At 72.7% G+C, this 23,511-nt stretch carries 22 protein-coding genes; 7 read left to right on the top strand and 15 right to left on the bottom strand.

Features of this window, described 5'->3' with window-relative positions; genetic code table 11:
* Window positions 1–8 precede the first annotated feature (8 nt).
* From J0670_RS02885 to J0670_RS02865, 5 genes are all read right to left on the bottom strand, one after another.
* Window positions 9–491, bottom strand: coding sequence for a hypothetical protein (locus J0670_RS02885; protein WP_207809249.1), 483 nt, complete (start codon window positions 489–491; stop codon window positions 9–11).
* 269 nt (window positions 492–760) lie between these two features.
* On the bottom strand, window positions 761–1,993 hold the full coding sequence (locus J0670_RS02880) for a cytochrome P450 (RefSeq protein ID WP_307806354.1): 1,233 nt from the start codon (window positions 1,991–1,993) through the stop codon (window positions 761–763).
* Between the two features lie 24 nt (window positions 1,994–2,017).
* A complete protein-coding gene (locus tag J0670_RS02875) occupies window positions 2,018–3,220 on the bottom strand; it encodes a cytochrome P450 (RefSeq protein WP_243436435.1) in 1,203 nt (400 codons plus the stop codon).
* A gap of 35 nt (window positions 3,221–3,255) precedes the next feature.
* Complete coding sequence (locus tag J0670_RS02870; protein ID WP_207809247.1) at window positions 3,256–6,291, bottom strand: amino acid adenylation domain-containing protein; 3,036 nt, start codon at window positions 6,289–6,291, stop codon at window positions 3,256–3,258.
* 59 nt (window positions 6,292–6,350) lie between these two features.
* Complete coding sequence (locus J0670_RS02865) at window positions 6,351–6,794, bottom strand: pyridoxamine 5'-phosphate oxidase family protein (RefSeq protein WP_207809245.1); 444 nt, start codon at window positions 6,792–6,794, stop codon at window positions 6,351–6,353.
* 262 nt (window positions 6,795–7,056) lie between these two features.
* On the opposite strand from J0670_RS02865, the gene J0670_RS02860 reads away from it, so the two are divergent.
* Together J0670_RS02860 and J0670_RS02855 are read left to right on the top strand one after the other, a co-directional pair.
* Complete coding sequence (locus J0670_RS02860; protein ID WP_207809243.1) at window positions 7,057–8,040, top strand: ATP-binding cassette domain-containing protein; 984 nt, start codon at window positions 7,057–7,059, stop codon at window positions 8,038–8,040.
* Window positions 8,040–8,861, top strand: coding sequence for an ABC transporter permease (locus tag J0670_RS02855; protein WP_207809264.1), 822 nt, complete (start codon window positions 8,040–8,042; stop codon window positions 8,859–8,861). The genes J0670_RS02860 and J0670_RS02855 overlap by 1 nt, the downstream gene beginning before the upstream one ends.
* Before the next feature lie 24 nt (window positions 8,862–8,885).
* Here J0670_RS02855 and J0670_RS02850 read toward each other — a convergent pair whose 3' ends face one another.
* The 3 genes from J0670_RS02850 to J0670_RS02840 are packed head-to-tail and all read right to left on the bottom strand — an operon-like array spanning window position 8,886 to window position 11,894.
* A complete protein-coding gene (locus J0670_RS02850) occupies window positions 8,886–9,710 on the bottom strand; it encodes a carbohydrate ABC transporter permease (protein WP_207809241.1) in 825 nt (274 codons plus the stop codon).
* Complete coding sequence (locus J0670_RS02845; RefSeq protein WP_207809239.1) at window positions 9,707–10,618, bottom strand: carbohydrate ABC transporter permease; 912 nt, start codon at window positions 10,616–10,618, stop codon at window positions 9,707–9,709. Before J0670_RS02845 ends, J0670_RS02850 begins: the two co-directional genes overlap by 4 nt.
* Entirely contained in the window at window positions 10,608–11,894 is a 1,287-nt protein-coding gene (locus tag J0670_RS02840; RefSeq protein WP_207809237.1) for an extracellular solute-binding protein, read from the bottom strand. The genes J0670_RS02845 and J0670_RS02840 overlap by 11 nt, the downstream gene beginning before the upstream one ends.
* Window positions 11,895–12,022: 128 nt before the next feature.
* On the opposite strand from J0670_RS02840, the gene J0670_RS02835 reads away from it, so the two are divergent.
* Window positions 12,023–12,172: a hypothetical protein gene (locus tag J0670_RS02835; protein WP_207809236.1), complete on the top strand. Its 150-nt coding sequence runs from the start codon at window positions 12,023–12,025 to the stop codon at window positions 12,170–12,172.
* Between the two features lie 106 nt (window positions 12,173–12,278).
* Here J0670_RS02835 and J0670_RS02830 read toward each other — a convergent pair whose 3' ends face one another.
* Both J0670_RS02830 and J0670_RS02825 read right to left on the bottom strand, forming a co-directional pair.
* A complete protein-coding gene (locus tag J0670_RS02830) occupies window positions 12,279–13,676 on the bottom strand; it encodes an FAD-binding oxidoreductase (RefSeq protein ID WP_207809234.1) in 1,398 nt (465 codons plus the stop codon).
* A 50-nt stretch (window positions 13,677–13,726) separates the two neighbouring features.
* Window positions 13,727–14,602, bottom strand: coding sequence for a PaaX family transcriptional regulator C-terminal domain-containing protein (locus J0670_RS02825; protein ID WP_307806353.1), 876 nt, complete (start codon window positions 14,600–14,602; stop codon window positions 13,727–13,729).
* 188 nt (window positions 14,603–14,790) lie between these two features.
* Between J0670_RS02825 and J0670_RS02820 the strand changes: the two genes are divergently transcribed.
* The 4 genes from J0670_RS02820 to J0670_RS02805 are packed head-to-tail and all read left to right on the top strand — an operon-like array spanning window position 14,791 to window position 18,587.
* Window positions 14,791–15,702 carry an SDR family NAD(P)-dependent oxidoreductase gene (locus tag J0670_RS02820; RefSeq protein WP_243436434.1) on the top strand — a complete coding sequence of 304 codons (912 nt, stop codon included), beginning with the start codon at window positions 14,791–14,793 and terminating at the stop codon, window positions 15,700–15,702.
* 11 nt (window positions 15,703–15,713) lie between these two features.
* Window positions 15,714–16,583 (top strand): amidohydrolase family protein, encoded by an 870-nt coding sequence (locus J0670_RS02815; RefSeq protein ID WP_207809232.1) that lies wholly within the window; start codon window positions 15,714–15,716, stop codon window positions 16,581–16,583.
* Between the two features lie 20 nt (window positions 16,584–16,603).
* Complete coding sequence (locus tag J0670_RS02810) at window positions 16,604–18,100, top strand: long-chain fatty acid--CoA ligase (RefSeq protein WP_207809258.1); 1,497 nt, start codon at window positions 16,604–16,606, stop codon at window positions 18,098–18,100.
* A gap of 28 nt (window positions 18,101–18,128) precedes the next feature.
* On the top strand, window positions 18,129–18,587 hold the full coding sequence (locus J0670_RS02805) for a MaoC family dehydratase (RefSeq protein ID WP_207809231.1): 459 nt from the start codon (window positions 18,129–18,131) through the stop codon (window positions 18,585–18,587).
* Between the two features lie 56 nt (window positions 18,588–18,643).
* On the opposite strand, the gene J0670_RS02800 is transcribed toward J0670_RS02805, so the two are convergent.
* The 5 genes from J0670_RS02800 to pcaH form a co-directional block, all read right to left on the bottom strand.
* A complete protein-coding gene (locus J0670_RS02800; RefSeq protein ID WP_207809229.1) occupies window positions 18,644–19,816 on the bottom strand; it encodes a 4-hydroxybenzoate 3-monooxygenase in 1,173 nt (390 codons plus the stop codon).
* A 34-nt stretch (window positions 19,817–19,850) separates the two neighbouring features.
* Entirely contained in the window at window positions 19,851–21,026 is a 1,176-nt protein-coding gene (gene pcaD / locus J0670_RS02795; protein WP_207809227.1) for a 3-oxoadipate enol-lactonase, read from the bottom strand.
* Window positions 21,023–22,393, bottom strand: a complete 1,371-nt coding sequence (pcaB, locus tag J0670_RS02790) for a 3-carboxy-cis,cis-muconate cycloisomerase (protein WP_207809225.1) — start codon at window positions 22,391–22,393, stop codon at window positions 21,023–21,025. The genes pcaD and pcaB overlap by 4 nt, the downstream gene beginning before the upstream one ends.
* Window positions 22,380–22,937, bottom strand: a complete 558-nt coding sequence (gene pcaG, locus J0670_RS02785) for a protocatechuate 3,4-dioxygenase subunit alpha (protein ID WP_207809223.1) — start codon at window positions 22,935–22,937, stop codon at window positions 22,380–22,382. Before pcaG ends, pcaB begins: the two co-directional genes overlap by 14 nt.
* The coding region (gene pcaH, locus J0670_RS02780) for a protocatechuate 3,4-dioxygenase subunit beta (protein WP_207809222.1) at window positions 22,937–23,511 on the bottom strand (575 nt) is incomplete at its 5' end. The genes pcaH and pcaG, both read right to left, overlap by 1 nt.

The following is a 23,511-nucleotide window of genomic DNA, read 5'->3' as shown; positions in this document are numbered from 1 at the left end:
GGCCGGAGCTACCGGGTCGGTTGGGTGTTCGTCGCCTGCTGCTCGTCGCCGCCTGTTCGCGGCTTCCTCAGCGAGAACCAGCCGACCTTGGCCCCGAACAGCCAGATCACGCCCAGATACAGGTCCGGGCCGACCTGGCGGATCTCGTCGCGCACGCCGCGCGCGACGAGGGACGTCCTGGAGTAGTCGATGACGATGCACTCCTCGCCGTCCAGCCGGCTCGGCCCCGGAGCCACCGTGGCGAGGACGGCGAGCACGTCCAGTGGGGACAGCCGGTTGCTCAGGTACCCGCCGGCGCGGTCGAAGACCTTTCCCCGCCACACGGCCAGACGCACCAGCGCGGCGATCGCTCCGGTCAGGCCCGTGCCCGCGCCGATGATGGCGGCGCCCTCCATCGGGCCCTCGGGAATCTCACCGGGCGGGCTCGTACGGAAGAGCTCCTCCAGCCGGTCCTCGTCGGCCGTGAGCAGCTCGGCCTCACTAAGCGTCACGATCATCCTCCGGGTGATTGCCGGTCGCCGGTCGCCTTCGCCCCGCCGTTCCTGTGGCAGGTCGGTGAGGTGCGCGACTCCGGGCTGTGCCGCCGAGTGGCGCGATCAGGCGATCAGGTCGGGGCCGGCCCGCGGGTGGGCAGCGGGCTCCAGGAGCCATCGATCGACGTGCGATCCGGCCGTCGGCCTCAGCCCCTGTGTCAACCATGGGCGCTTCGAGTCCGGAGCACCTCCGCTGTTGAGCCGAACAGCTGATGACCGGCTGCCGGCTACGCGGCGGCCTCGGGGGCGCTCCAGCGGACGGGGAGGGTGATGGGCGACTTGCTCGGGGACTCGTCCTCCCAGATGGGCGGGTGGCCTTCGGCCAGGCGCAGGTGGGGGAGCCGGTCGAACAGGGCCTCCAGGCACACGGTCATCTGGGCGCGTGCCAGGTGGGAGCCGATGCAGTTGTGCGCTCCGCGGCCGAAGGCGAGGTGGGGGTTGTCCGCGCGGGACAGGTCGAGCCGGTCTCCGTCGGCGAACACGCTCCCGTCGCGGTTGGCGGAGGCCAGGACGGGCAGCACGGCATCGCCGGCGCGGATCGTCCGGCCGTGCAGCTCGATGTCCTCGACGGCCTGGAGGACGACGACGCCGTTCATCACCGGTACGTAGCGCAGCAGTTCCTCCACCGCGCCGGGCATGAGGTCGCGGTCGTCGCGCAGGCGCGCGTACGCGCCGGGCACGGTCAGCAGGGTCAGTACGGCGTCGGCCAGGAACATGGTGCTCGTGCGGTATCCGGCGACGAGCATGGAGAGCCCGAAGCTCACCGCGCTCTCGTGGTCCAGCGTGCCGTGCTCGCACTCGCGGACCAGCTCGGTGAGCACGTCGTCATCGGGCTCGCGCCGCTTCCTTTCGAGCAACGAGGTGATGTACGCGCGCAGTTGGGAGGTGGCCTCGCGGCCCTCCTCCAGGGTGAGGAGGGCCCCGAGCGCGGCGTCCGCCTTGGGCACGAAGTACTGGCTGTCGTCGTAGGGGATGCCCACCAGGTCGCACATCACCATGACGGGGAAGGGTTCGAGGAACCGGACGACCAGGTCGCCGGGCTCGTCGCCGTCGAGGAACGCGTCGAGCAGCCGGTCGGCCGACCGCCGGATGCGCGGCAGCCGGCTCCGGACCGACCGGACACTGAACGGCTCGCTCAACGCCCTGCGCAGGGCGGCGTGTTGGGGGCCTTCCAGCTCCATCATCGTGATCAGGCCCGGCTCGTCACCGGGGGCCTGCCCGGGGGAGGGCGGCCAGTCGTTGATGCTCGGCCGGATCAGCCGGGAGTCGGCGACCAGGTCCTTGACGTCGTCGTACCGGGTGGCGTACCAGGCGGTGGCGCCGACCGGCAGCCGGACCTTGGCCAGCGGGCACTCCCGGCGCAGCCGGCCGTACTCCTCGGGTGGCCCCATCGTGCCCGGCGGGGGGAGGGGCAGGTCGATGACGGGCGCGTCGACGACGGGTTCCGGCGTGGTGTTCACGGGTGGACCTCCCTGCGGGCCGGTTCACCAGCTGACCGGGAGCGTCAGCGGCGACTTGGTGACGGACTGGTCGTCCCAGAGGGGTTCGTGCCCCTCGGCCGGACGCAGCCGGGGGAAGCGGTCGAACAACGCCTCCAGTCCGACGGCCAGTTCGGCGCGTGCCAGGTGGGCGCCGAGGCAGTTGTGGGCTCCCCGGCCGAAGCTGAGGTGGGGGTTGTCCGTGCGGTACGGGTCGAGCCGGTCGGCGTCGGCGAACACACTCCCGTCACGGTTGGCGGAGGCCAGGACGGGGATGACGGCTTCGCCCGCGTGGATGCTCTGGCCGCCCGCCTCGATGGACTCGGTGGCCAGTAGTAGCACGGTGCCGTTCATCACCGGCATGTAGCGCAGCAGTTCCTCCACCGCCCCGGGCATGAGGTCGCGGCGGTCGCTCACGTGGGCCCACAGCTCGGGCCTCTCCAGCAGGGTGTGCACCGAGTCGGCCAGGAAGAAGCCGCTGATGCCGAAGCCGACGGTGAGCATGGACAGCCCGAAGGCCATCACCTCGTCGTCGGTCAGCACTCCGTCGTCGCACTGGCCGACCAGCCGGGTCAGGACGTCGTCAGCGGGTCGGCTCCGCTTCCATGCGATCAGCTCGGCCAAGTACTCGCGCAGCGGGCCGGTGACCCTGTCCGCTTCCTCGGAGGTCACCATGCCGTCGAGGGCCGCGTCCAGCAACGGAAGGAACCGGTCCCGGTCCTGGAAGGGGATGCCCACCAGATCGCACAGCACGAGCAGCGGGAACGGTTCGGTGAACCCGGCGACCAGGTCGCCGGTGCGGCCGTCCGCCTCGAACTCCTCCAGCAGGTGCTCGGCGAGTGCGCGGATGCGCGGCAGCCGGTCCCGGACGGCTCCGAAGGTGAACGCCGGGGCCACGGCCCTGCGCAGCGCCACGTGCCGGGGGCCGTCCAGTTCCGCCATGGTGGTCAGGCGCGGCCCGTCGTCCGCGGCCTGCCCGGGGCGGGGCGGCCAGTCGTTGATGGTCGGCCGGATCAGCCGGGGGTCCGCGAGCAGCTCCCGGACGTCCTCGTACCGGGTGGCGTACCAGGCGGTCGCCTCCATCGGCAGCCTGACCCTGGCCATGGGGCGGCTCTCGCGCAGCCGTGCGCACTCCTCGGGCGGGCCCATGGTGCCCGGCGGCGGGAGCGGGAACTCCAGTACCGGCGACCTGGTTGGCTGTGAGGTCATGCTCGCTCCTCTTGCGAGGCGGGCCCGGGGGACGGTCACGGGCGCTCGATGTAGCCGGTGGCGTAGAAGTACTCCAGGTAGCGGTCCAGCAGTTCCGCGTCGACCGGAGGGCAGCGCAGGCCGGAGGCGGCCAGGTCGCGCTCGACGTTGGCCCGCCCGACGGTCGGGAAGGTGCCTTCGAAGTACATCTCCTTGACGGACATGTCCGCCCGCTTGCAGCGGTCCACGCACAGGGAGACGAACGGGGCGGTGGGGCTCGTGGGGTGCCGCGCGACGTGGCGGACGAGTTCGCCGACCCACTCCTCGTAGGGGAGCCGGCTGATCCGGTGGCCGCCCGCGTCCATCCGGTCGAGCATGTCGCCCAGGCTCGCCGCGCGGGGATTGGTCAGGTGGTAGGTCCGGCGGGTGGTGCGGTGCCCCGTGGCGATGTGCACCACCGCGTCGGCGAGGTAGTCCACCGGGACGAAGTCCAGCGGCAGCGGGATGTCGGGGGCCAGCCCGGTCTCGCTGATCGTCTTGAACAGCGAGCAGATCGCGGTGTCGGTGTTGCAGGCGCCGGTGTGCCGGTCGCCGGTGATCTCGTACGGCCGGTAGACCGCCACCGGCAGGCCTTGGTCCGCGGCGTTGCGCAGCACCTCCTCGGCGACCCACTTGCTCTCGGCGTAGCCCATGGTGAGCCGGTCGGCGTGGTCGAGCGGCAGGTCCTCGTCGACGTGCCGTACGCCGGCGGTTCCGAAGCCGGCCAGCACCGCGATGGTGGAGAGGAAGTGCAGCGGTACGCCGCGCCCGGCCGCCAGCCGGACGATCTCCCTGGTGCCCTCCACGTTGGTGCGGCGCAGCGCCTCGTACGGGTAGAGGAAGTTGACCTGCGCGGCCGCGTGGATCACCAGGTCGACGGTGTCGGCGAGCTCGTCGGCGCGGCCCGGTTCCAGACCGAGGCCGGGCTCGCCGAGGTCGGCGGGGAAGCATACGACGCGGTCGGCGGCTTCGGCGGTGGCGAGGTCGAAGCGGGTCAGGGTCCGCGCCACCTTCTGCCGGGCGTGGGCACCGTCCCGGCTTCGGACCGGGCAGTGCACCCGGGCGTCGGTGCGGCGCAGCAGCGCGGCCAGCAGGAACGCGCCGACGAAGCCGGAGGCGCCGGTGAGCAGCACCTCCCCGGGGTGCCGCCAGTCGGGGGCCGGTCCGCGTTGCGCCGGCAGGGTGAAGCCCAGCCGTGCTTCGGCGCGGAAGTCCACCGGTCCCGTGTCGGCGCTCGCCCCGCCGGGCCGGTCCCTGATGGTGGCGACGGCGGCGGTGAAGTCCTCCAGCGTGGGGGAGCGCAGCAGGCTGTGGACCAGGGTGCGGCCGTGCCGGGCGTCGAGGTCGAAGGCGGTCAGCGTACGGGTGACGGCCTCGGCCGCGAGCAGGGAGTCGCCGCCGATGGCGAAGAAGCTGTCGCCCGGTGCCGGGTGTAATCCCAGTACCACCTGCCAGACCTGCGCCACCGTGTCCCGCAGACCGGGCTCGGGGCCGTCCGCCGCTGCCGGGGCGGCGGCGGTTCCGGTCGCCGACAGCCTGCGCAGTCGGTGGCGGTCGACCTTGCCTCCGGTGGTGACCGGGAACCGTGCGAGTTCGACCAGCCGCGCGGGTACCGCGACGGGGGGCAGCCAGGTGGCGAGGGAGTCGCGGATGCGGTCCAGGGGCAGTGCCTGGCCGGGACGGGCCGGCGTCATGTACCCGATCAGTGTGTCGCCGTCGCGTTCGACGACGGCCTCGCCCACCGCGTCGTCCGCCCGCAGCCGGGTCTCTATCTCCTCCGGTTCGATGCGGTGCCCGCGCAGTTTGATCTGCCGGTCGACCCGGGCCCGGTACTCCAGTGTGCCGTCCGGGCGCCGGAGCACCCGGTCACCGGTGCGGTAGAGGCGCGTACCGGGCTCGACGGGGTCGTCGACGAAGCGTTCCGCGGTCAGCTCGGGGTCGCCGAGGTATCCGAGTGCGAGCCCGTCCCCGCCGACGAGGAGTTCGCCCTCCTCGCCGGTGCCGGCGGGGGTGCCGTTCGCACGCAGCACCTGGTAGGTGGAGTTCTCCAGCGGGCGGCCGATCGGCACGGCCGTCACCTCGGGCGGCAGATCGTGCACCAGGTGCGCGGTGGAGACGACGCTGTTCTCGGTCGGGCCGTAGAAGTTGACCACGGCGGTGCCCGGGCACGCCGCCAGGACCGCGCGGACCAGCTCCGGGTCCATCGCCTCACCGCCGGCCGAGGCGAACCGCAGGGACCGCAGGGCCGACGGCCTGGTGCGGGCGATGTGGTGGAACACCCCGGTGGTCAGATAGGCGATGCCGACGTGTTCGGAGCGCAGCAGCGACTCCAGGGCGGCCGGTGACAGCAGTTCCTCCTGGTCGGCGATCACGATGCAGGCGCCGGCGAGCAGCGCGGGCCAGATCTCGATCGTGGAGGCGTCCGAGGAGAGGCCGTAGGCGTGCAGCACCCGCTCACCGGGCCGAGGCCGCTGGCCGACCAGGTCGGAGACCGCCAGCCGCACGACCCCGCGGTGCGGGATCGCCACCGGTTTGGGGCGGCCGGTCGAGCCGGAGGTGAACATCACGTACGCGCAGTCGGCGGGTCGCACCCGGGGCCGCGGTACCGCGGCGGGTGCGGCCGGTGCCGGGCCGCCGAGGTCGACACGGGTGCGCACGCGCCGGATGCGGCGGGCGTTGCCGGGCAGGACGACGACGGTGTGCACCCCGGCGTCCTCGGCCATCGCCTGGAGTCGCGCCGGCGGCGAGGTGTCGTCGAGGGGGACGTACGCCGCGCCGGTCTTGAGGATGCCCAGGAAGGCGACCAGCGCCTCCGGGCACCGTGTCCCGCACACTCCGACCATGTCGCCCTGCCGCACACCGGAGTCGTGCAGCCGGGTGGCCAGTGCGTCGGAGCGGATCCTGAGCTCGCCGTAGCTGATGTTCCGGCCGTGCTGTGTGCAGGCGGTGGCCTGCGGGTGGCGTGCCGCCCGGGCGTCGAACAGCTCGTGGAGACAGCGGTCGCGCGGATGGCCCGTCTTCTCGGCGTGCTCGTCCGCCGCCTGGTGCGTCATGGCCCGGGTGTCCATCGGAATGTCCCGCTCTCTCCTGCGTGTCCGGGTGGCACGAGCAGCTAATGCTCGAACTCCTTGGCGAAGGCGGCGAAGTCGGCGGTCCGCCATCTTTCGGGCCTCATCCGGATGAGGACGTTCTCGGTCAGCTGCCAGCGGTTGGCCTCCAGGTAGGCCGTCGCCGTGTCCGGGTCCAGGTACCGGTGGGCCAGCTCCTCGTGTTCGGCCGGCGGGATCGGGTCCTCGACGGCCACCACGGGCCCCTCCACGCTGACGTACCGGTACGGCGCCGTCTCGTTCTGCGTGCACAGGCTGAACCGGCCCGCGCCGCGGATGAGCCGGGCCTTCAGCGATTCCCGCCCGGTCTGGACCGTCACCAGCCCGCCGGGCCGGTAGGAGTACCAGAGCGGGACCAGTAACGGCCCGCCGCCGTCGCGTGGATCGTCCACCCCCAGGATCCCCACGTGCACTCCGGCGAGGAATTCCTCCCGGTCTTCGACCGACATCCTGAGATCCACTGGTACCGCCTCGATTCGGCAGATGGTCCGACGGAAGGCGCCCGACCCGGCCTCCTCCCAGACTTCCACCACACCCGGGTGACTCGCATCCGGGCGGGCTGCCGACGGCCCCCGCGAACGCGGGGCTCGCCAGCGCGTGGGCTACCGGGCCGCTCCACCGCCGGAACGCAGAATGAGAGGTCCTGTCAGCGCCGGCCGTCAGGTGGTTCACCGGGAGAACAGGTGGTTCACCGGGAGAAGGAGGAGGCGAATGAGGGCGGCCATCCGAGCCGAGGGCCTGGTGAAGACCTTCGGCGACGTACGGGCCCTGGACGGGGTCGACCTGGACGTGCCGGAGGGGACGGTACTGGGCCTGCTCGGCCCCAACGGCTCGGGCAAGAGCACCACGGTACGGGTGCTCACCACCCTGCTGCGGCCCGACGTCGGCAGCGCTCACGTGGCGGGCGTGGACGTGCTCAAGCACCCCGCACGGGTCCGCAGCCTGATGGGTCTGTGCGGCCAGTACGCGGCGGTCGACGAGTACCTCACCGGCCGGGAGAACCTCCAGATGGTCGGCCAGCTCTACCAGATGCGGACCAGGGCGGCCAAGGCGCGCGCCCGGGAGCTGCTGGAGTGGTTCGACCTCGCCGAGGCGGCCGACCGGCTGGCCAAGACCTACTCCGGCGGCATGCGCCGCCGGCTCGACCTGGCGGCCGCGCTGGTGGTGCGGCCCCCGGTGATGTTCCTCGACGAACCCACCACCGGTCTGGACCCGCGCAACCGGCTGGCGCTGTGGGAGGTCATCGAGACGCTGGTGGCGGAGGGCACCACCCTGCTGCTCACCACCCAGCACCTGGAGGAGGCCGACCGCCTGGCGCACGACATCGCCGTGGTCGACCGCGGCCGGGTGATCGCACGCGGCTCCGCCGACGACCTCAAGGCCAGGATCGGCGGCGAGCGGGTGGAGGTGGTGGTCCACCGACGCGAGCTGATCGGCGCGGCCGTCGCGGCGCTCACCCCGTACGGCAAGGGCCGGCCCAGCGTGGAGCAGCACACCCGGCGGATCGCCGTGCCGGTGGACGGGGGCGCCCGGGTCCTCGCCGACGTCATCCGCGAGCTGGACGGGCGGGGCATCCTCATCGACGACATCGGCCTGCGCAGGCCCACCCTCGACGACGTCTTCCTCTTCCTCACCGGTCACACGGCCGGGGAGACCGACCCCGACAGGGAGGTCCGACCGTGGTCGACACCGTGATGAGGGGACGGGCGATCCCGCGGCCGCGCGGCGGAGTCGTCCAGATGGCACGCGACTCCTGGGTGGTCGCCCAGCGGAACCTGCGCCGGATGACCCGGATCCCGGAGATCGTCATCCTCGGGCTGTTGCAGCCGGTGATGTTCGTGCTGCTCTTCTCGTACGTGCTGGGCGGCGCGATCAACGTGCCGGGCGGCGGCTACCACGAGTTCCTGATGGCCGGTATCTTCGCCCAGACGGTCACCTTCGCGGTGGAGGGGGCCTCCGCCGGCATCGCGGAGGACATGACCAAGGGCCTGATCGACCGCTTCCGCTCGCTGCCCATGACCCGCTCGGCGGTGCTCGCCGGGCGGACCCTGGCCGACCTGGCGCAGAGCGCCTTCACCCTGCTGGTGCTGGCGATCGTGGCGATTCCGGTGGGCTGGGGGGCGCACCGCGGGGTGCTCAGGGCACTGGCCGCCTTCCTGCTGCTGCTCGCGCTGGGCTACGCCTTCTCCTGGATCGGGGCGCTGATCGGTCTGTCGGTGCGCAGTCCGGAGGCCGCCAGTTCGGCCGGCCTGATCTGGCTCTTCCCGCTCACGTTCCTCTCCAACGCCTTCGTACCGGTGGACACCATGCCGCGGTGGTTGCAGACGATCGCCTACTGGAACCCGTTCAGTGCCACCGTCCAGGCCTGCCGGAACCTGTTCGGCAACCCCGGGGCCGACGGCGCGGACGTCTGGCCGATGCAACATCCGGTCCTGGCGTCCGCGCTCTGGTCACTGCTGATCACCGCGCTGTTCTCCTGGCTGGCGGTGCGCAAGTACCGCAAGGCGACCGGCTGACCGGGCGTGCTCTCGTCGCCCGGTTCAGCCCTTGACCGCGCCGACGGCGAGGCCGGAGGCGATCCTGCGCTGGACGACGAGGAAGAAGACCACGACGGGCAGGGCGGTCAGCGTGGCACCGGCCATGAGACCGCCGTAGTCGGTTCCGAAACTGGTCTGGAAGGAGACCAGCCAGATGCTGATGGTCTGCTTCTTCGCACTCGACAGGAGGACGTAGACGAGGACGTACTCGTTCCACGCCTGGACGAGGGCGAAGACCGAGGTGGCGACGATGCCGGGCGCGAGCAGCGGGAGCACCACCCGACGGAACGCGCCGAGGCGGCCGCAGCCGTCGACCATGGCCGCCTCTTCGAGTTCCACGGGGACGCCGGCGATGAAGCCGCGCAGCATCCAGACCGTGAACGGCAGGGTGAACACCAGGTAGGTCAGGATCACGCCGATGAGGCTGTCGGTCATCCCGACGTCGTTCAGCAGCAGGTACACCGGGATGATCAGGGCCGTCAGCGGGACCATCTGGACGATGAGGATCACCACGACGAAGGCCTTGCGGCCCGCGAAGCGGAAGCGGGCGAGGGCGAAGGCGGCGAGGACGCCGACGACCAGCGACACCAGGACGGTGCCGAGGCCGATGACGACACTGGAGCGGACATTGGCCCAGAAGGTCTCGGTGCCCAGGGCCCGGGCGAAGTTGTCGAGCGTGGGCCGGCCCGGCCAGAACTTCGGTGGCAGGCTCAGGATCTCGGTGGCCGGCCGGAACGCGGTGAGCACCATCCAGTAGACGGGGAAGCCGATCACCGCGGCGACGAGCAGCCCGAGGAGGTCGTGGCCCGGCGACTGCCGTCGTCTCATTCGATCTCTCCCGTCCTGAGCATCTGACGCAGGTGGACGACCGATCCGGCGAGCAGCAGCACGACGGTCACGAGCGCGATCGCGGCCCCGGCGCTGTACCGGTTCACGGCGAAGGACTCGATGAAGGAGTAAACGCCCAGCAGGTAGTACTCCCGCTCGGGCTGACCGCCGCGCATGAGCCAGATCTGGTTGAAGACGCCGAAGTCCCAGATGGCCGACAGGGTGGTGACCATGATCAGGACCGGTTTGATCACCGGCAGGGTGACGTGCCGGAAGAGCTGGAGCGGCCGGGCCCCGTCGAGGACGGCGGACTCCTCCAGCTCGGGCGGGACCTGGGTCAGCGCGGCCCGCAGGGTGATGGCGGCGAACGGCAGCGAGCCCCACACCACGACGGCGACGATGACGGCGAACCCCTGCCAGGGGTCGGTGAACCAGTTGTGGCGGGCCAGGTCGACCCCCGGCAGGTTCGAGAGCAGCCAGTTCACCACGCCGTAGTCGGCGTCGAAGAGCCAGCGGAAGATCGACGCGGCGACCATGACGGGCATCGCCCACACGGTGACCAGCACCCCGGCGATGACGGCGCGTACCCACGGGGAGACCCGGTGCATCAACCGGGCGGTGAACAGCCCGCAGAGCACGGTGAGGGCGACGCACACGGCGGTGAAGAGCACCGTACGGGCCACCACCGTCCAGAAGAACCCGTCACCGAGGATCCTGCGGAACTGGTCGAGCCCGGCCCAGGGCGGCGCCGCGCCGCTGAACAGCTGCTCGCGGGTCATGTCCTGGAAGGCGAGCACGACCATGTCCACGAGCGGGTAGCCGAGCACCAGGACGAGCGCGAGGACGGTGGGGCCGATCAGCAGGTACGGCAGCAGCGGACGCCGTCGCCGTCCCCGGTCAGCGCTCATTGATCACTTCGTCGATCCGCCGGTCCGCCTCGCGCGTGGCGTCCTGCACGGACTGCTTGCCGTTGGCGATCCGTTCGAGCATCTCGGGCAGGACGTTGGACTTCTCCACGGACGTCCAGCCGGGTGCGAACGGGGTCATCCAGCCCCCGGTCGCGGCGGCCTGGGCAGCCGGACCGTTGATGCCGCCGGCGGCGACCTCGGCCAGCTGGGTGGTGTTGTTGGGCAGCGTGTTCACGGCGATCAGCGTCTTCTGCGACTCCCGGTCGGTGAACATCCTGATCCAGTCGGCGGCGAGGTCCTTGCGCGTGGACTTGGCCGGCACGGCCAGGGTGGAGCCGCCGAGGAACGGCGGCAGGAGTTTTCCGGACGGGCCGGGGAACGGGAAGGTGGCGAACTTGTCCTTCAACTTCGGGTCCCCGCCGGAGTGTTCGTCGGCGGCGTAGTCGGCCTCCCAGGTGTTGCCGTAGAAGACGCCCACCCGGCCCTGGGCGACGACGCCCGGCTGGTCCCCGTTGTCCTTGGCGCGGTCGCCGACGTAGTAGGTGTCGATCAGCCGCTTCCACTCCGTGAGCCCGGCCACGGACTTCGGCGAGGACAGCGAGGCCTTCCAGCGGTCTCCGTCCTTCACCGCGATCTCGCCGCCCGCGTCCTTCACGAAGGCCATGGCCGCGTACCAGTAGCGGCCGGGCATGTAGAGGGCGGAGAAGTTCGGGTCCTGGGAGCCGAAGGTGCTCTTCAACTTGTCGAACGCGGAGATGAGCTCGGGGTACGTCCTGGGGGCGCCGGGGACGCCGGCCCGGGTGAAGTAGTCGGTGCGGTAGAGGCCGACCCGGGCTCCGACGTAGTAGGGCACGCAGTAGGTCCTGCCGTCGTTGCGGCAGGCGTCGGCGAGCGCCGGCAGCCAGGCGTCCGACTGGTCGAAGCGGGCCGGGTCGAGCGGGGCGAAGGCGCCGTTGACGATGTAGTTGGTGGTCTCGCTGTTGCCCATCTCCACCACGTCGGGCACGCCCTTCCCGGCGAGGACGGCGTCCAGCTTCTGGTTCTTCGTCGTCCACTGCTGGTACTGGACGTCGACCCGGACCCCGGGGTGCTCCTTGGCGAAGCGGTCGTTGGTGGACCGGACCAGCTGCGGCCAGGTCTCCTGGGCTTCCACGGCCAGCCACACCGTCAGCTTTCCGTCGGCCCCGGAACTTCCGCTGCCCGAACTGCAACCGGCCGCGGCCAGGGACAGCAACAACGTGAGGACCAGGGGGCGGCAGGGCAAGCGAATGGCCATGGGGTCTCCAACTGTCTTGTGGGGGTGATGCTCTGACTACCCGTCTGATGCTTCGCCCTCGCAAAGGTCTAGACATTTGGCCGGAAGATGACGTTCGGTGTCCCGCAGGGGTGGATTCAGGGGGCGCGTTGGCCGACGCCTACCGGGCGCGGATGGCCCGGGCGTACGCGGCCGTGCCGGAGGGGTACGTTCCGCCGCCGGAGCTGGCGCCCCTGGCCTACGAACACGGCTTGGCGCTCGCGGAGTTGATGGCCGGCGTGCTCGACGGACCGCCCTGAGCGCGCAGGGAGTGGGGCCGGTGCTCGGTCGCCGATGCCGAGGAGGAGGGCGACCGCCTCCCGCGCGGCGTCCGCTGTCCAGCGATCGACCCCGGCGGAGTGGGCGTCAGCTGTCGAAGCCGAGGCCGAAGCGGTCCAGGGTGCGCAGCCAGAGGTTGCGGTGGCCGGCGTTGGCGTCGGCCCGGGTGAGGGCCCACTGGGTGATGCCGATGCCGATCGAGCGGGCGGGCTCGGGCGGGAAGGGCAGGGGCTTGCGGCGGACCATCTCCAGGGCGGTGCGTTCGGTGCGGGCACCGGCCAGGAGGTCGAGCATCACCTCGGCGCCGAAACGCGTGGCGCCGACGCCCAGGCCGGTGAACCCGGCGGCGTAGGCGACCCGGCCGTCGTGGGAGAGGTCGAAGAAGGCGCTGAACCGGGTGCAGGTGTCGATCGCACCGCCCCAGGCGTGGCTGAACCGGAGGCCCTCCAGCTGGGGGAAGGTCCGGAAGAAGTGCCGGGCGAGGGTGGCGAAGGTCTCCGGCCGCTGGTCGCGCTCGGCCCGTACCCGGCCGCGGAACTGGTGGACGACGTCGTAGCCGCCGAACAGGATGCGGTTGTCGGCGGAGAGCCGGACGTAGTGGAAGTGGTTGGCGCTGTCGGAGAAGCCCTGGCGGTTCCGCCAGCCGACCGAGGCGAGCTGCGCCTCGGTCAGCGGCTCGGTCATCAGCGCGTAGTCGTAGACCGGCACGGTGTACGGGCGGTGGCGGCGCAGCAGCGAGGGGAAGGCGTTGGTGGCGAGCGCCACGCGGCGGGCGCCGATGCGGCCGTACGGGGTGCGGACGGTGATTCCGCGCGGGGAGCCGTCCAGGCCGGTCGCGCGGGTGTGTTCGAAGATTCGCACGCCCTGGTCGAGGCAGGCCTGCTTGAGGCCCCAGGCGAGGCGGGCGGGGTTGAGCATGGCGACGCCCTCGCGGTCCCAGAGGGCGCCGAGGAAGGTGGGGGAGTCGATCTCGGCGCGGACGGCCGCGCCGTCCAGGACGTCGAGCCGGCTGCCGTAGTGGGCGGCGAGTTCGGCGAACTCGTGCAGGCCGTCGAGCTGGTAGGGCTCGGTGGCGACGACGAGGGAGCCGGAGCGCTCCCAGTCGCAGTCGATGCCGTGGCGCTCGACGGTCTCCTCCATGGCCTGGAGGTTGGCGGCGCCGAGCCGCTCCAGGGTGTCGAGCTCGTCGGGCCAGCGCTGGTACCCGTTGGCGAGGCCGTGGGTGAGGCTGGCCTCGCAGAAGCCGCCGTTGCGGCCGGAGGCGGCCCAGCCGGTCTCCTGCGCTTCGATCAGGACGACGTCGAGCGAGGGGTCGCGCTCCTTGGCGATGAGCGCGGTCCACAGCCCGCTGTAGCCGCCGCCCACCACGAGCAGGTCGCAGCGCACGTCCCCGACCAGGGCGGAGGCGGCCGCGGGCCGGCGGGGGTCGTCGAGCCAGAACGGTACGGGCTGGGCGTCCCGGAGGGCGCGGACGGGGTCGGCCATGGCGGTGGCTCCTTCGGTGCATGGAGGGTCGGGGCCTCCGAATGCCGCCATCAGACCTCCCCGCCAGGTCCAACGTCAATGGTGTTGACATAAGGCTCGCCGGCGGGCGGGAGCTCGATCCGGTCCAGGACCTCGGTCGCGATCGCCTCGGCGCCCGGCTGGTAGCGGTGCGCCAGCGTGTGGAACAGCCGCTCGGCCGCCTCGGCGGGCCAGTCGGTGGGCAGGTGCTCGGCCGGCAGGTGCGGATCGCTCCGGACCAGGTCCAACCAGTCGGTGTGCAGCAGCAGTTGGCGAGCCAGGTCGTCCTCGGCGGCTACGGCCGGAGCGGAGCCGCTCCAGCGGTCCAGGAAGCCGTGGTAGCCCTGGGCGATCGCCGGGACGTCGAAGGCGGCGAGCAGGTCGCCGGCGTCGGTGGGGGCGGCGGTCCGGCCGTGGAAGACCCGCAGGTGGCCCTCCAGCCCCAGCCCGTCGACGAGGCCGGGCACGTCCACCTGGCCGGGTGCTGCCCACAGGCCGGCCTGTAGCGGGGCGAAGCCGCCCCAGGCCAGCCGGGAGCGCAGGTCGTGGCGCTCCCGCCGCCAGGCGTCGGGGAGGGAGAAGCCGACGACCGTCCAACTGCCGTCCCACTCCCGGTTGACGGCGCCGGTGCGCCAGATCCGGTCCTGGCCGTCGGTGAGCACGGCCTTGGCACGGCCGGTCAGGCCGAAGTACGTCTTCCGGCCCCGGCGGTGACGTTCCAGCAGGCCCCGGTTCACCATGCGGGTGAGGGTCGAGCGGACGGCCTCCTCGCTGACCCGGACCCGGGCGAAGGCGTCGATCACGCCGCCGGAGGACAGGGCGACGTCCCGGCCGAGCACGTGGATGCCGAAGAAGCTCAGCATCAGGGACTGCGGTCGCGGTGTGGCGGTGTCCTGGTCGGCGGGCACGGTCTTCCTCCTGGTGTTTCGGGCGGGCCGGGGCAACAGCTGGGGCCGGGGCAACAGCGTAGCCAGCGGCAATATTCGGCAGTCTGTTGACCGTCGAAAGAATTCTGCCTACTTTCTTCATCAGCCGCCGGTGGCGATGCCTGGTCGCGAACACGCGCCTCCGCCCCGGCCGGGCGAAAGGACTTGCCATGGATCGCATCGACCTATCCGGCAGGGTGGCCGTCGTCACCGGCAGCGGACGCGGCCTCGGCCTCGCCTACGCCAGGGCGCTGTCCGCCGCCGGCGCCTCGGTGGTCGTCAACGACGTCGACCCGCAGGCCGCCGCCGACGCCGTCAAACTGATCGCCGACGCGGGCGGCCGGGCGGCCTCGCTGGCCGTCCCGGTCGGCACCGCCGAGGCCGCCGAGGCGCTGGTCGCCTGCGCGGTGGACAACTTCGGACGGCTGGACGCGATGGTCACCAACGCCGGGGTGCTGCGCGACAGGGTGCTCTGGAAGATGACCGACGAGGACTTCGACACCGTGGTCCAGGTCCACCTGCGCGGCACCTTCACCTGCGTGCGCGCCGCCGTCGAACGGATGCGGGAGCAGGGCGAGGGCGGCCGGATCATCGTGGCCGGCTCCCCGGCCGGGCAGCGCGGCAACTTCGGCCAGACCAACTACGCCGCCGCCAAGGCCGGGATCGCCGCCATGGTGCGCACCTGGGCGATGGAGCTGGCCCGGGCCGGCATCACCGCCAACGCCGTCATCCCGGTCGCCGCGACCGCCATGACCAGGACCGTCCCGGCCTTCGCCCCGCACATCGAGGCCCTGGAGCAGCACGGCACGCCGTTCCCGGACGGCCTGCGCAAGGGCGAGGGCTTCGGTACCCCCGAGGACGTGGCCGGGCTGGTCGCCTTCCTCGCCTCCGAGGCCTCCGGCGCGATCACCGGCCAGTGCATCGGCATCGGCGGCGACAAGCTCGCCCTGTGGTCGCACCCGGCGGAGGTCGCGGTCGCCTACGCCGACGGAGGCTGGAGCGCGGAGGCCATCGCCGCCGCCTGGCCGGTATCGGTCGGGCGCGCGCAGCAGACCTACGGCATCCCGGCGCCGCAGCTGTGAGGGGCACCGGGATGAACATCGACGAGCTCGTCGCGATCGACGTGCACACCCACGCCGAGGTCTCCGCCGAGGGCGCGGCCTCCCTGTCGGCTGAGCTGGACGGCGCGGCGGGCGCCTACTTCAAGGCCGGGCACCGCCACCCCACCCTGCCGGAGATCGCCACCCACTACCGGGAGCGGCGGATGGCCTGCGTCGTCTTCACCGTGGACGCCGAGTCCGCCACCGGCACCCCGCCGGTGCCGAACGAGGAGATCGCCGAGGCGGCACTGGAGCACCCCGACGTGATCATCCCGTTCGCCGGGGTGGACCCGTACAAGGGGAAGGCCGCGGTCCGCCAGATCCGCAGCCTGGTCGAGGAGTTCGGGGTCAAGGGCTTCAAGTTCCACCCGAACATCCAGGCCTTCCACCCCAACGACCGGCTCGCCTACCCGCTGTACGAGGCGATCGAGGAGGCCGACGCGATCGCCGTCTTCCACACCGGCCAGACCGGGATCGGCGCGGGCGCGCCCGGGGGCGGCGGCATCCGGCTGAAGTACTCCAACCCGATGGACGTGGACGACGTCGCCGCCGACTTCCCCGGGATGCGGATCATCCTCGCCCATCCCTCCTTCCCCTGGCAGGACGAGGCGCTGGCGGTGGCCACCCACAAGCCGCAGGTGTACATCGACCTCTCCGGCTGGTCCCCCAAGTACTTCCCGCCGCAGCTCGTGCGATACGCCAACAGCCTGCTCAAGGACAAGGTGCTGTTCGGCTCGGACTACCCGCTGATCTCCCCGGACCGCTGGCTCGCCGACTTCGCCGGGCTGCCGGTCAAGGACGAGGTCCGCCCGAAGATCCTCAAGGAGAACGCCGCCCGGCTGCTCGGCCTCGACGGGAAGTGAGGGCGACCATGCGCGCACCCGTGCGCAACCACGGCATCGGGTCCTGGCCCGCCCGCCGCGCCCGCCGCACGCCCCGGCGCACCGCGCTGGTCCACGAGGGCGCGACCGCCGACTACGCCCGGCTGGACGATCGCTGCACCCGGCTGGCACACGCGCTGCGTCGGGCCGGTGTCCGGCGCGGCGACCGGGTGGCGTTCCTCGGCCCGAACCACCCCGCCTACCTCGAGGCGCTGTTCGCGGCCGGCCTGCTGGGCGCCGTCCTCGTGCCGCTCAACACCCGCCTCGCGGTGCCCGAACTCCGCTACCAGCTGGCCGATTCCGGGAGCTCCCTGCTGTTGACCGTCGGTCAGCGGCCGGAGGTCGTGCGGCTGCTGGCCGACGGTGTGGAGGTCTGGCGAGCCGAGGGCGAGACCTACGAGGCGACGCTCGCCACCGCGCCCGAGGAATCGATCGACGAGGAGGTCGGCCCCGACGACCCCTGTCTGATCATGTACACCTCGGGCACCACCGGCCGGGCCAAAGGTGCCGTCCTCACCCACGGCAACATCCTCTGGAACAGCCTCAACGTCCTGGTGGACACCGACCTCGCGAGCGACGAGGTCGCCCTGGTCAGCGCGCCGTTGTTCCACACCGGCGCGCTCAACATGAGCTGCCTGCCGGTGCTGCTCAAGGGCGGCACCGTGGTCCTGGAGTCGGCGTTCGACGCGGGCCGGACACTGGAGCTGATCGAACGCCACCGCGTCACCTGCCTGTTCGGTGTGCCGACCATGTACGACGCGGTGGCCGGCGCGCCGGGCTGGCCGCAGGCGGACCTGTCCAGTCTGCGGAACCTGCTGTGCGGCGGCGCGCCGGTTCCCGCCCGCACGGCGCGCACCTACCTCGACCGGGGCCTCGCGTTCGTCCAGGGCTACGGCATGACGGAGGCCTCGCCCGGCGTGCTGATCCTGCACCGCGCGGACGCGCAGGCCCACGCCGGAACGGCCGGGGTGCCGCACTTCTTCACCGACGTCAGGCTGGTCGACCCGCTCGGTGAGGAGGCCGGACCGGGTGCGGAGGGGGAGGTGCTGGTCGCCGGGCCCAACGTGACCCCCGGGTACTGGAACCTGCCCGACGGCACTGCGGAGGCTTTCCACGAGGGCGGCTGGTTCCGCTCGGGCGACATCGCGGTGGCCGATGCCGAGGGCTACGTCCGCCTGGTCGACCGGGTCAAGGACGTGATCATCTCGGGCGGGGAGAACATCTACCCGGCCGAGGTGGAGGACGCCCTGCTGGAACACCCCGCTGTCGCCGAGTGCGCCGTCATCGGGGTGGCCGACCCGGTCTGGGGCGAGGTCGGGCGCGCCGTCGTCGTGCTGCGGCCGGGCGCTGCCGCCGATTCCGTCGAGCTGCTCGCCCACCTGGACGGACGGCTGGCCCGCTACAAGATCCCCAAGTCCGTCGTCCTCGCGCCCGCGCTGCCGCGCAACGCGACCGGAAAGCTGCTCAAGGGCCCGATCCGGGCGCAGTTCTCCGACTGATCCCCACGAAACTCCGAAGGAGCCCCGCATGTCCACCACCGTCCACGGCATCGAGGAGATCAGGGCGCAGGCCGGCGCCGACCTCGGGTACACCGCCTGGCGGGAGATCGCCCAGCCGCGGGTCGACCTGTTCGCCGACGCCACCGACGACCACCAGTGGATCCACACCGACGTCGAGCGGGCCAGGAGCGGCCCGTTCGGCGGCACCATCGCGCACGGCTACCTCACCCTGTCGCTGCTCATCCCGCTCTGGAGCGAGCTGCTGGTGGTCGAGGGTGTCTCGATGGCCGTCAACTACGGCCTCAACAAGGTCCGTTTCCCCGCCCCGGTGCCGGTCGGCGCGAGGATCCGCGCGCACGGCGCGATCGTCTCGGTCGAGGACGCCCGGGGCGGCGGCGTGGAGGTCGTGGTCGACCTCACCGTGGAGATCGACGGATCCGCCAAGCCCGCCTGCGTGGCCCAGGCCGTCTACCGCTTCCACGCCTGACGCCGGAACCCCGAAGGGGCGGCTGCCGTGGCAGCCGCCCCTTCGGGGTGCTCGGGTCAGACCGGCAGCCCGGTGTAGTTCTCCGCCAGCGTGGCGGCGCCGGCCGGGGAGGAGGTCAGGTAGCGCAGGTGGGAGAGCCGGAGCCGACGGTCGAACCCGCTCTCGCCCGGCGCGGGGTGGAGCAGGGTGGTCATGGTGTAGGAGAAGTGCTCGGCCCGCCAGACCCGGCGCAGCGCCGTCTCTGAGTAGGCGTCGAGCAGCGACTCGTCCCGGTCGAGGGCCCAGCGGCCGATCGCCCGGGCCAGCAGGGTGACGTCGGCGACCGCGAGGTTGAGGCCCTTGGCGCCGGTGGGCGGGACGATGTGGGCGGCGTCGCCGGCCAGGAACAGCCTTCCGTGGCGCATGGGTTCGGCGACGAAGCTGCGCATCGGGGTGATCCCCTTCTCGGTGATCGGGCCGCGGGCGAGGTGCCAGTCGGCGTCCACCGCGAAGCGGGTGTCGAGCTCCTCCCAGACCCGTTCGTCGGGCCAGTCCTCCACCGTGTCGTCCGGGTCCACCTGGAGGTAGAGCCGGCTGACCTGCGGGGAACGCATGCTGTGGAGGGCGAAGCCGCGCTCGTGGTGGGCGTAGATCAGCTCCTCGCAGGACGGCGGGACGTCGGCCAGGATGCCCAGCCAGGAGAACGGGTACGTCCGCTCGCTGACGGTCAGCAGGCCCTCGGGAAGCGCCCGGCGGCCGATGCCGTGGAAACCGTCGCAGGCGACCACGAGCTCGCAGTCGAGGGTGTGCTCGGCGCCTTCGTGCCGGTAGCGGATGCTCGGTGCGGCGGTGTCGGTCCCGTCGACGGAGAGCGCCTCGGCCTCGAACAGCACGGTGCCTCCGGCCGCCTCGCGCAGCGCGATGAGGTCCTTGACCACCTCCGTCTGCGCGTAGACCATCACGGACCGGCCGTCGGTGAGCGAGGGGAAGTCGATCCGGTGCGAGCGGCGGTCGAAGCGCAGTTCGATGCCGTGGTGCGGCAGGCCCTGGCGGTCCATCCGCTCGCCGGCGCCGGAGGCGCGCAGCACGTCGACGGTGGCCTGTTCGAGGATGCCGGCGCGTTGGCGGCGCTCGACGTAGCCGCGGTCGCGCAGTTCCAGGACGACGTTGTCGATGCCCTGGGTGTGGAGCAGGTGGGAGAACAGGAGTCCGGCCGGGCCGGCGCCGATGATGCCGACGCTGGTGCGCATGGGGGTGTGCCTTCCGGTGGTCAGCGGTCAGTGGTCAGTGATCGGGGGAGCCGGAGCCGGAGTCGGCGAGGTCCGCGAGGACGCTCTGGGCGGTGGCGAAGGCCGCGTTGGCGGCCGGCACCCCGCAGTAGACGGCGGTCTGCAGCAGGACCTCGCCGATCTCCTCGGGAGTGAGGCCGTTGCGGACGGCGGCACGGACGTGCAGCGCCAGTTCCTCCAGGTGGCCGCGGGCGGTGAGGGCGGTGAGCGTGACGCAGCTGCGGGTGCGCCGGTCGAGGCCGGGGCGGGTCCAGATCTCGCCCCAGGCGTAGCGGGTGATGAAGTCCTGGAACGCGGCGGTGAAGTCGGTGGTCCGGGCGACGGCCCGGTCCACATGGGCGTCTCCCAGCACCTGCCGGCGTACGGCGGTGCCCGCGCGGTGCCGGGACCGGTCGTCGTCGGGGGTGCTGAAGTGGCCCAGCAGTGCGGCGAGGACGGCCTCGGGCTGTTCGACCGGGGCGAGGTGGGCCGCGTCGGCGAGTTCCAGCAGTCCGGCGTCGGGGATGCCGTCGGCGAGCTCCCTGGCGTGCGCCGACGGTGTGGCCGGGTCGCGGCGGCCGCCGATCACCAGGGTCGGTGCGGTGATGCGGGCGAGTTCGGCGCGCAGGTCGTACCCGGCGAGCGCCTCGCAGCAGGCGGCGTATCCGCGGCGGTCCGTGCGGCGGAGGTCCGCCACCAGCGCCGCGGCGGTCGGGGAGTCGACGAAGGCCGGGGTGAACCACCGGGCGGGCACGGTCGCGGCAAGCGCTTCGGTGCCCTCGGCCAGGACCAGTTCGGCGCGTTCGCGCCAGTCGGCGGCCGGACCGAACCGGGCCGAGGAGCAGACCAGGGCGAGGGCGGTGACCCGCTCGGGGTGGTGCGCGGCCAGGTGGGCGCCGATCGCGCCGCCGAGCGAGACGCCCGCGTAGCCGAAGCGCCGCACGCCGAGGTGGTCGGCGAGGGCGAGGACGAGGTCCGCCAGGTCGGCGACGGTGGCGGCCCGGTGGCCGGGCAGGACGTCCGCCGGGGTGCCGCCGTGGCCGGGCAGGTCGAAGCGGACCACCCGGTGGTGGCGGGCCAGCGCGGGCAGTTGGGCGTCCCACACGGAGAGGGAGGTGCCGAGCGAGGGGCCGAGGACCAGCACCGGGGCGTCCGGCGGCCCGTCGGTCCGGTGGTGCAGGCGTACGGTCACGAGGGGTTCTCCTGGACAGGGGGAGCGGGGCGGCGTAGCAGGGCGCGGTCGGTGAGCGCCCCGGCGGCGCCGAGGTACCGGGCGGGGTCGGTGAGTTCGTGCAGCCGGTCGGCACTGATCAGTCCGTGCAGGGCGGGTTCCTTCGCCAGCACCTCGGCGAGGTCGGACTCCTCGTCGGTGGCCAGGCGGGCGGCGCGCTCCAGGAGGCGCCTGGCCGGGCCGCGGCCGATCAGCGCGGCGAGCTCGCCGACCAGGCGCTCGCCGGCCACCAGGCCGCGGGTGAGGCGCAGGTTGTCGCCCATTCGGTCCGGGAACACCCGCAGGCCCTCGCAGAGCCGGACGGCCTGCGCGCCGGCTCCGCCGGCCAGCCGGAGCAGTTCGCGCAGCGGCTGCCACTCGGCGTGCCAGGCGCCGGCCGGGCGCTCGTCCTCGGCGGCGAGCGCGCCGATCAGGACGGCGGCCAGGGGCGGGGCCTGCCGGGCGGCGGCGGCGATCAGGGTGGCCGCCACCGGGTTGGCCTTGTGCGGCAGCGCGGAGGAGCCGCCGCCCCGGCCCTCGGCGAGCTCGCCGATCTCGGTGCGGCTCAGCACGAGGACGTCGGCGGCGAGTTTGCCGAGCGCGGCCGTGGTGAAGGCCAGTGCGGCGGCCAGGTCGGCGATCGGGGTGCGCAGCGTGTGCCAGGGCAACTCCGGCTCCGCCAGGCCGAGTTCGCGGGCGTATGCGGCGATCAGGGCGGGCCCGTCCGGGGCGTCGAAGGCCGCCAGGGTGCCGGCCGCGCCGCCGAGTTGGGCGGGTGTCCGGACGGCGGCGAGGCGGTCGGCGGCGTCCAGCACGAGGCCGCGCCAGCCGGCCGCCTTGAGCCCGAAGGTGGTCGGGACGGCGTGCTGGGTGAGGGTGCGGCCGGCCATCGGGGTCAGCCGGTGCGCGGCGGCGAGCCGGCCGAGGAGGTCGGCGGTCCTGTGCAGGTCGGCGGTGATCACCGGCAGGCAGCGGGCGGTGACCAGCATGGTGGCGGTGTCCAGGACGTCCTGGCTGGTGGCCCCCCGGTGGACGTACGGCGCCGCCTCGGTGGGGACGGCCGAGGTGAGGTCGGCGGCCAGGGGGATCACCGGGTTGCCGCCCGCCCTGGCGCGCCGGGCGAGGCCGCGCAGGTCGAAGCGCTCGGCGCGGGCTGTGGCGGTCACGGTCGCGGCGGCCTCCGCCGGCGCCTGGCCCAGGCGGGCCTGGGCCCGGGTCAGGGCGGCCTCGGCGTCGAGCAGCGCTTGAAGGAACGCCCGGTCACCGGTGGCGGCCTCGACCGCCGTACCGGCCCGGACGGGGGAGAGCAGACCGAGGTCCGCGCCGTCGGAGTCGTCAGCCGAAGTCAAGGAAGACCGTCTCCTCGGGGCCCTGCAGCCGCACGTCGAAGCGGTGGCTGCGGGGGGTGGTCTCGTGGGCGAGCAGGGTGGTGCGGCGCTCCGGGGCGAGCGCGGCGAGCAGCGGGTCGGCGTCGGTGGCCGGACCGGGCAGGTAGATCCGGGTGTACAGGTGGTGCAGCAGCCCGCGGGCGAAGACGCACAGCGACAGGTAGGGCACCCCGCCGGGCGGCAGGGTCCGTACGGCCCAGCGGCCGTCGGCGTCGGTGGCGACGCGGGCGAAGCCGGTGAAGGTCACCCCGTCGCGCCCGGCGAAGCCGCCGGTGGTCGGGTCGCGGCGCAGCGAGCCCGGAGCGCCGGTGCGGCTGCCGTCCGGGGCGGGCTGCCAGAGTTCCAGCAGGGCGTCGGGGACCGGCTCGCCCGCGCCGTCGTACACGGTGCCGTGGACGGTCAGGGCCTCGGGGTGCCCGGCGGGTGCGGGCTCGGGGCCGCCGGGGAAGGGCAGCGCGTAGCCGTAGAAGGGGCCGACGGTCTGCGAGGGAGTGGGCGGGAGCATCAGCGGCCTTCCTCGAACGGGGTGGCGCCGGGTCCGTCCAGGACGATGTCCCAGCGGTAGCCGAGCGACCACTCGGGCACGGACAGCCCGTGGTCGTACCCGGCGACCAGACGGGTGCGGGCGTCGAGGTCGGTGACGGACTGCAGGATCGGGTCGTACGGCAGCAGCGGGTCGCCCGGGAAGTAGAGCTGGGTGACCAGGCGCTGGGTGAACGCGGTGCCGAACAGCGAGAAGTGGATGTGCGCGGGGCGCCAGGCGTTGGTGTGGTTGCCCCAGGGGTAGGCGCCGGGTTTGACGGTGGTGAAGCGGTAGTGGCCCCGGTCGTCGGTCAGACAGCGGCCGACGCCGGTGAAGTTGGGGTCCAGCGGTGCCGGGTGCTGGTCGCGCTGGTGGGCGTAGCGGCCGGCCGCATTGGCCTGCCAGATCTCCACCAGCTGTCCGGTGACGGGCCGTCCGGCGCGGTCGAGCACCCGGCCGGTGACGGTGATCCGCTCGCCGAGCGGCTCGCCGGTGTGCTGGCGGGTCAGGTCGTGGTCGAGGTCGGTCACGTCGGTGCGGCCGAAGGCCGGGCCGG

The sequence above is a fragment of the Streptomyces sp. FH025 genome (assembly GCF_017427025.1).
Taxonomy (GTDB): domain Bacteria; phylum Actinomycetota; class Actinomycetes; order Streptomycetales; family Streptomycetaceae; genus Kitasatospora.
This window is presented reverse-complemented; position numbering and strand designations above follow the sequence as displayed.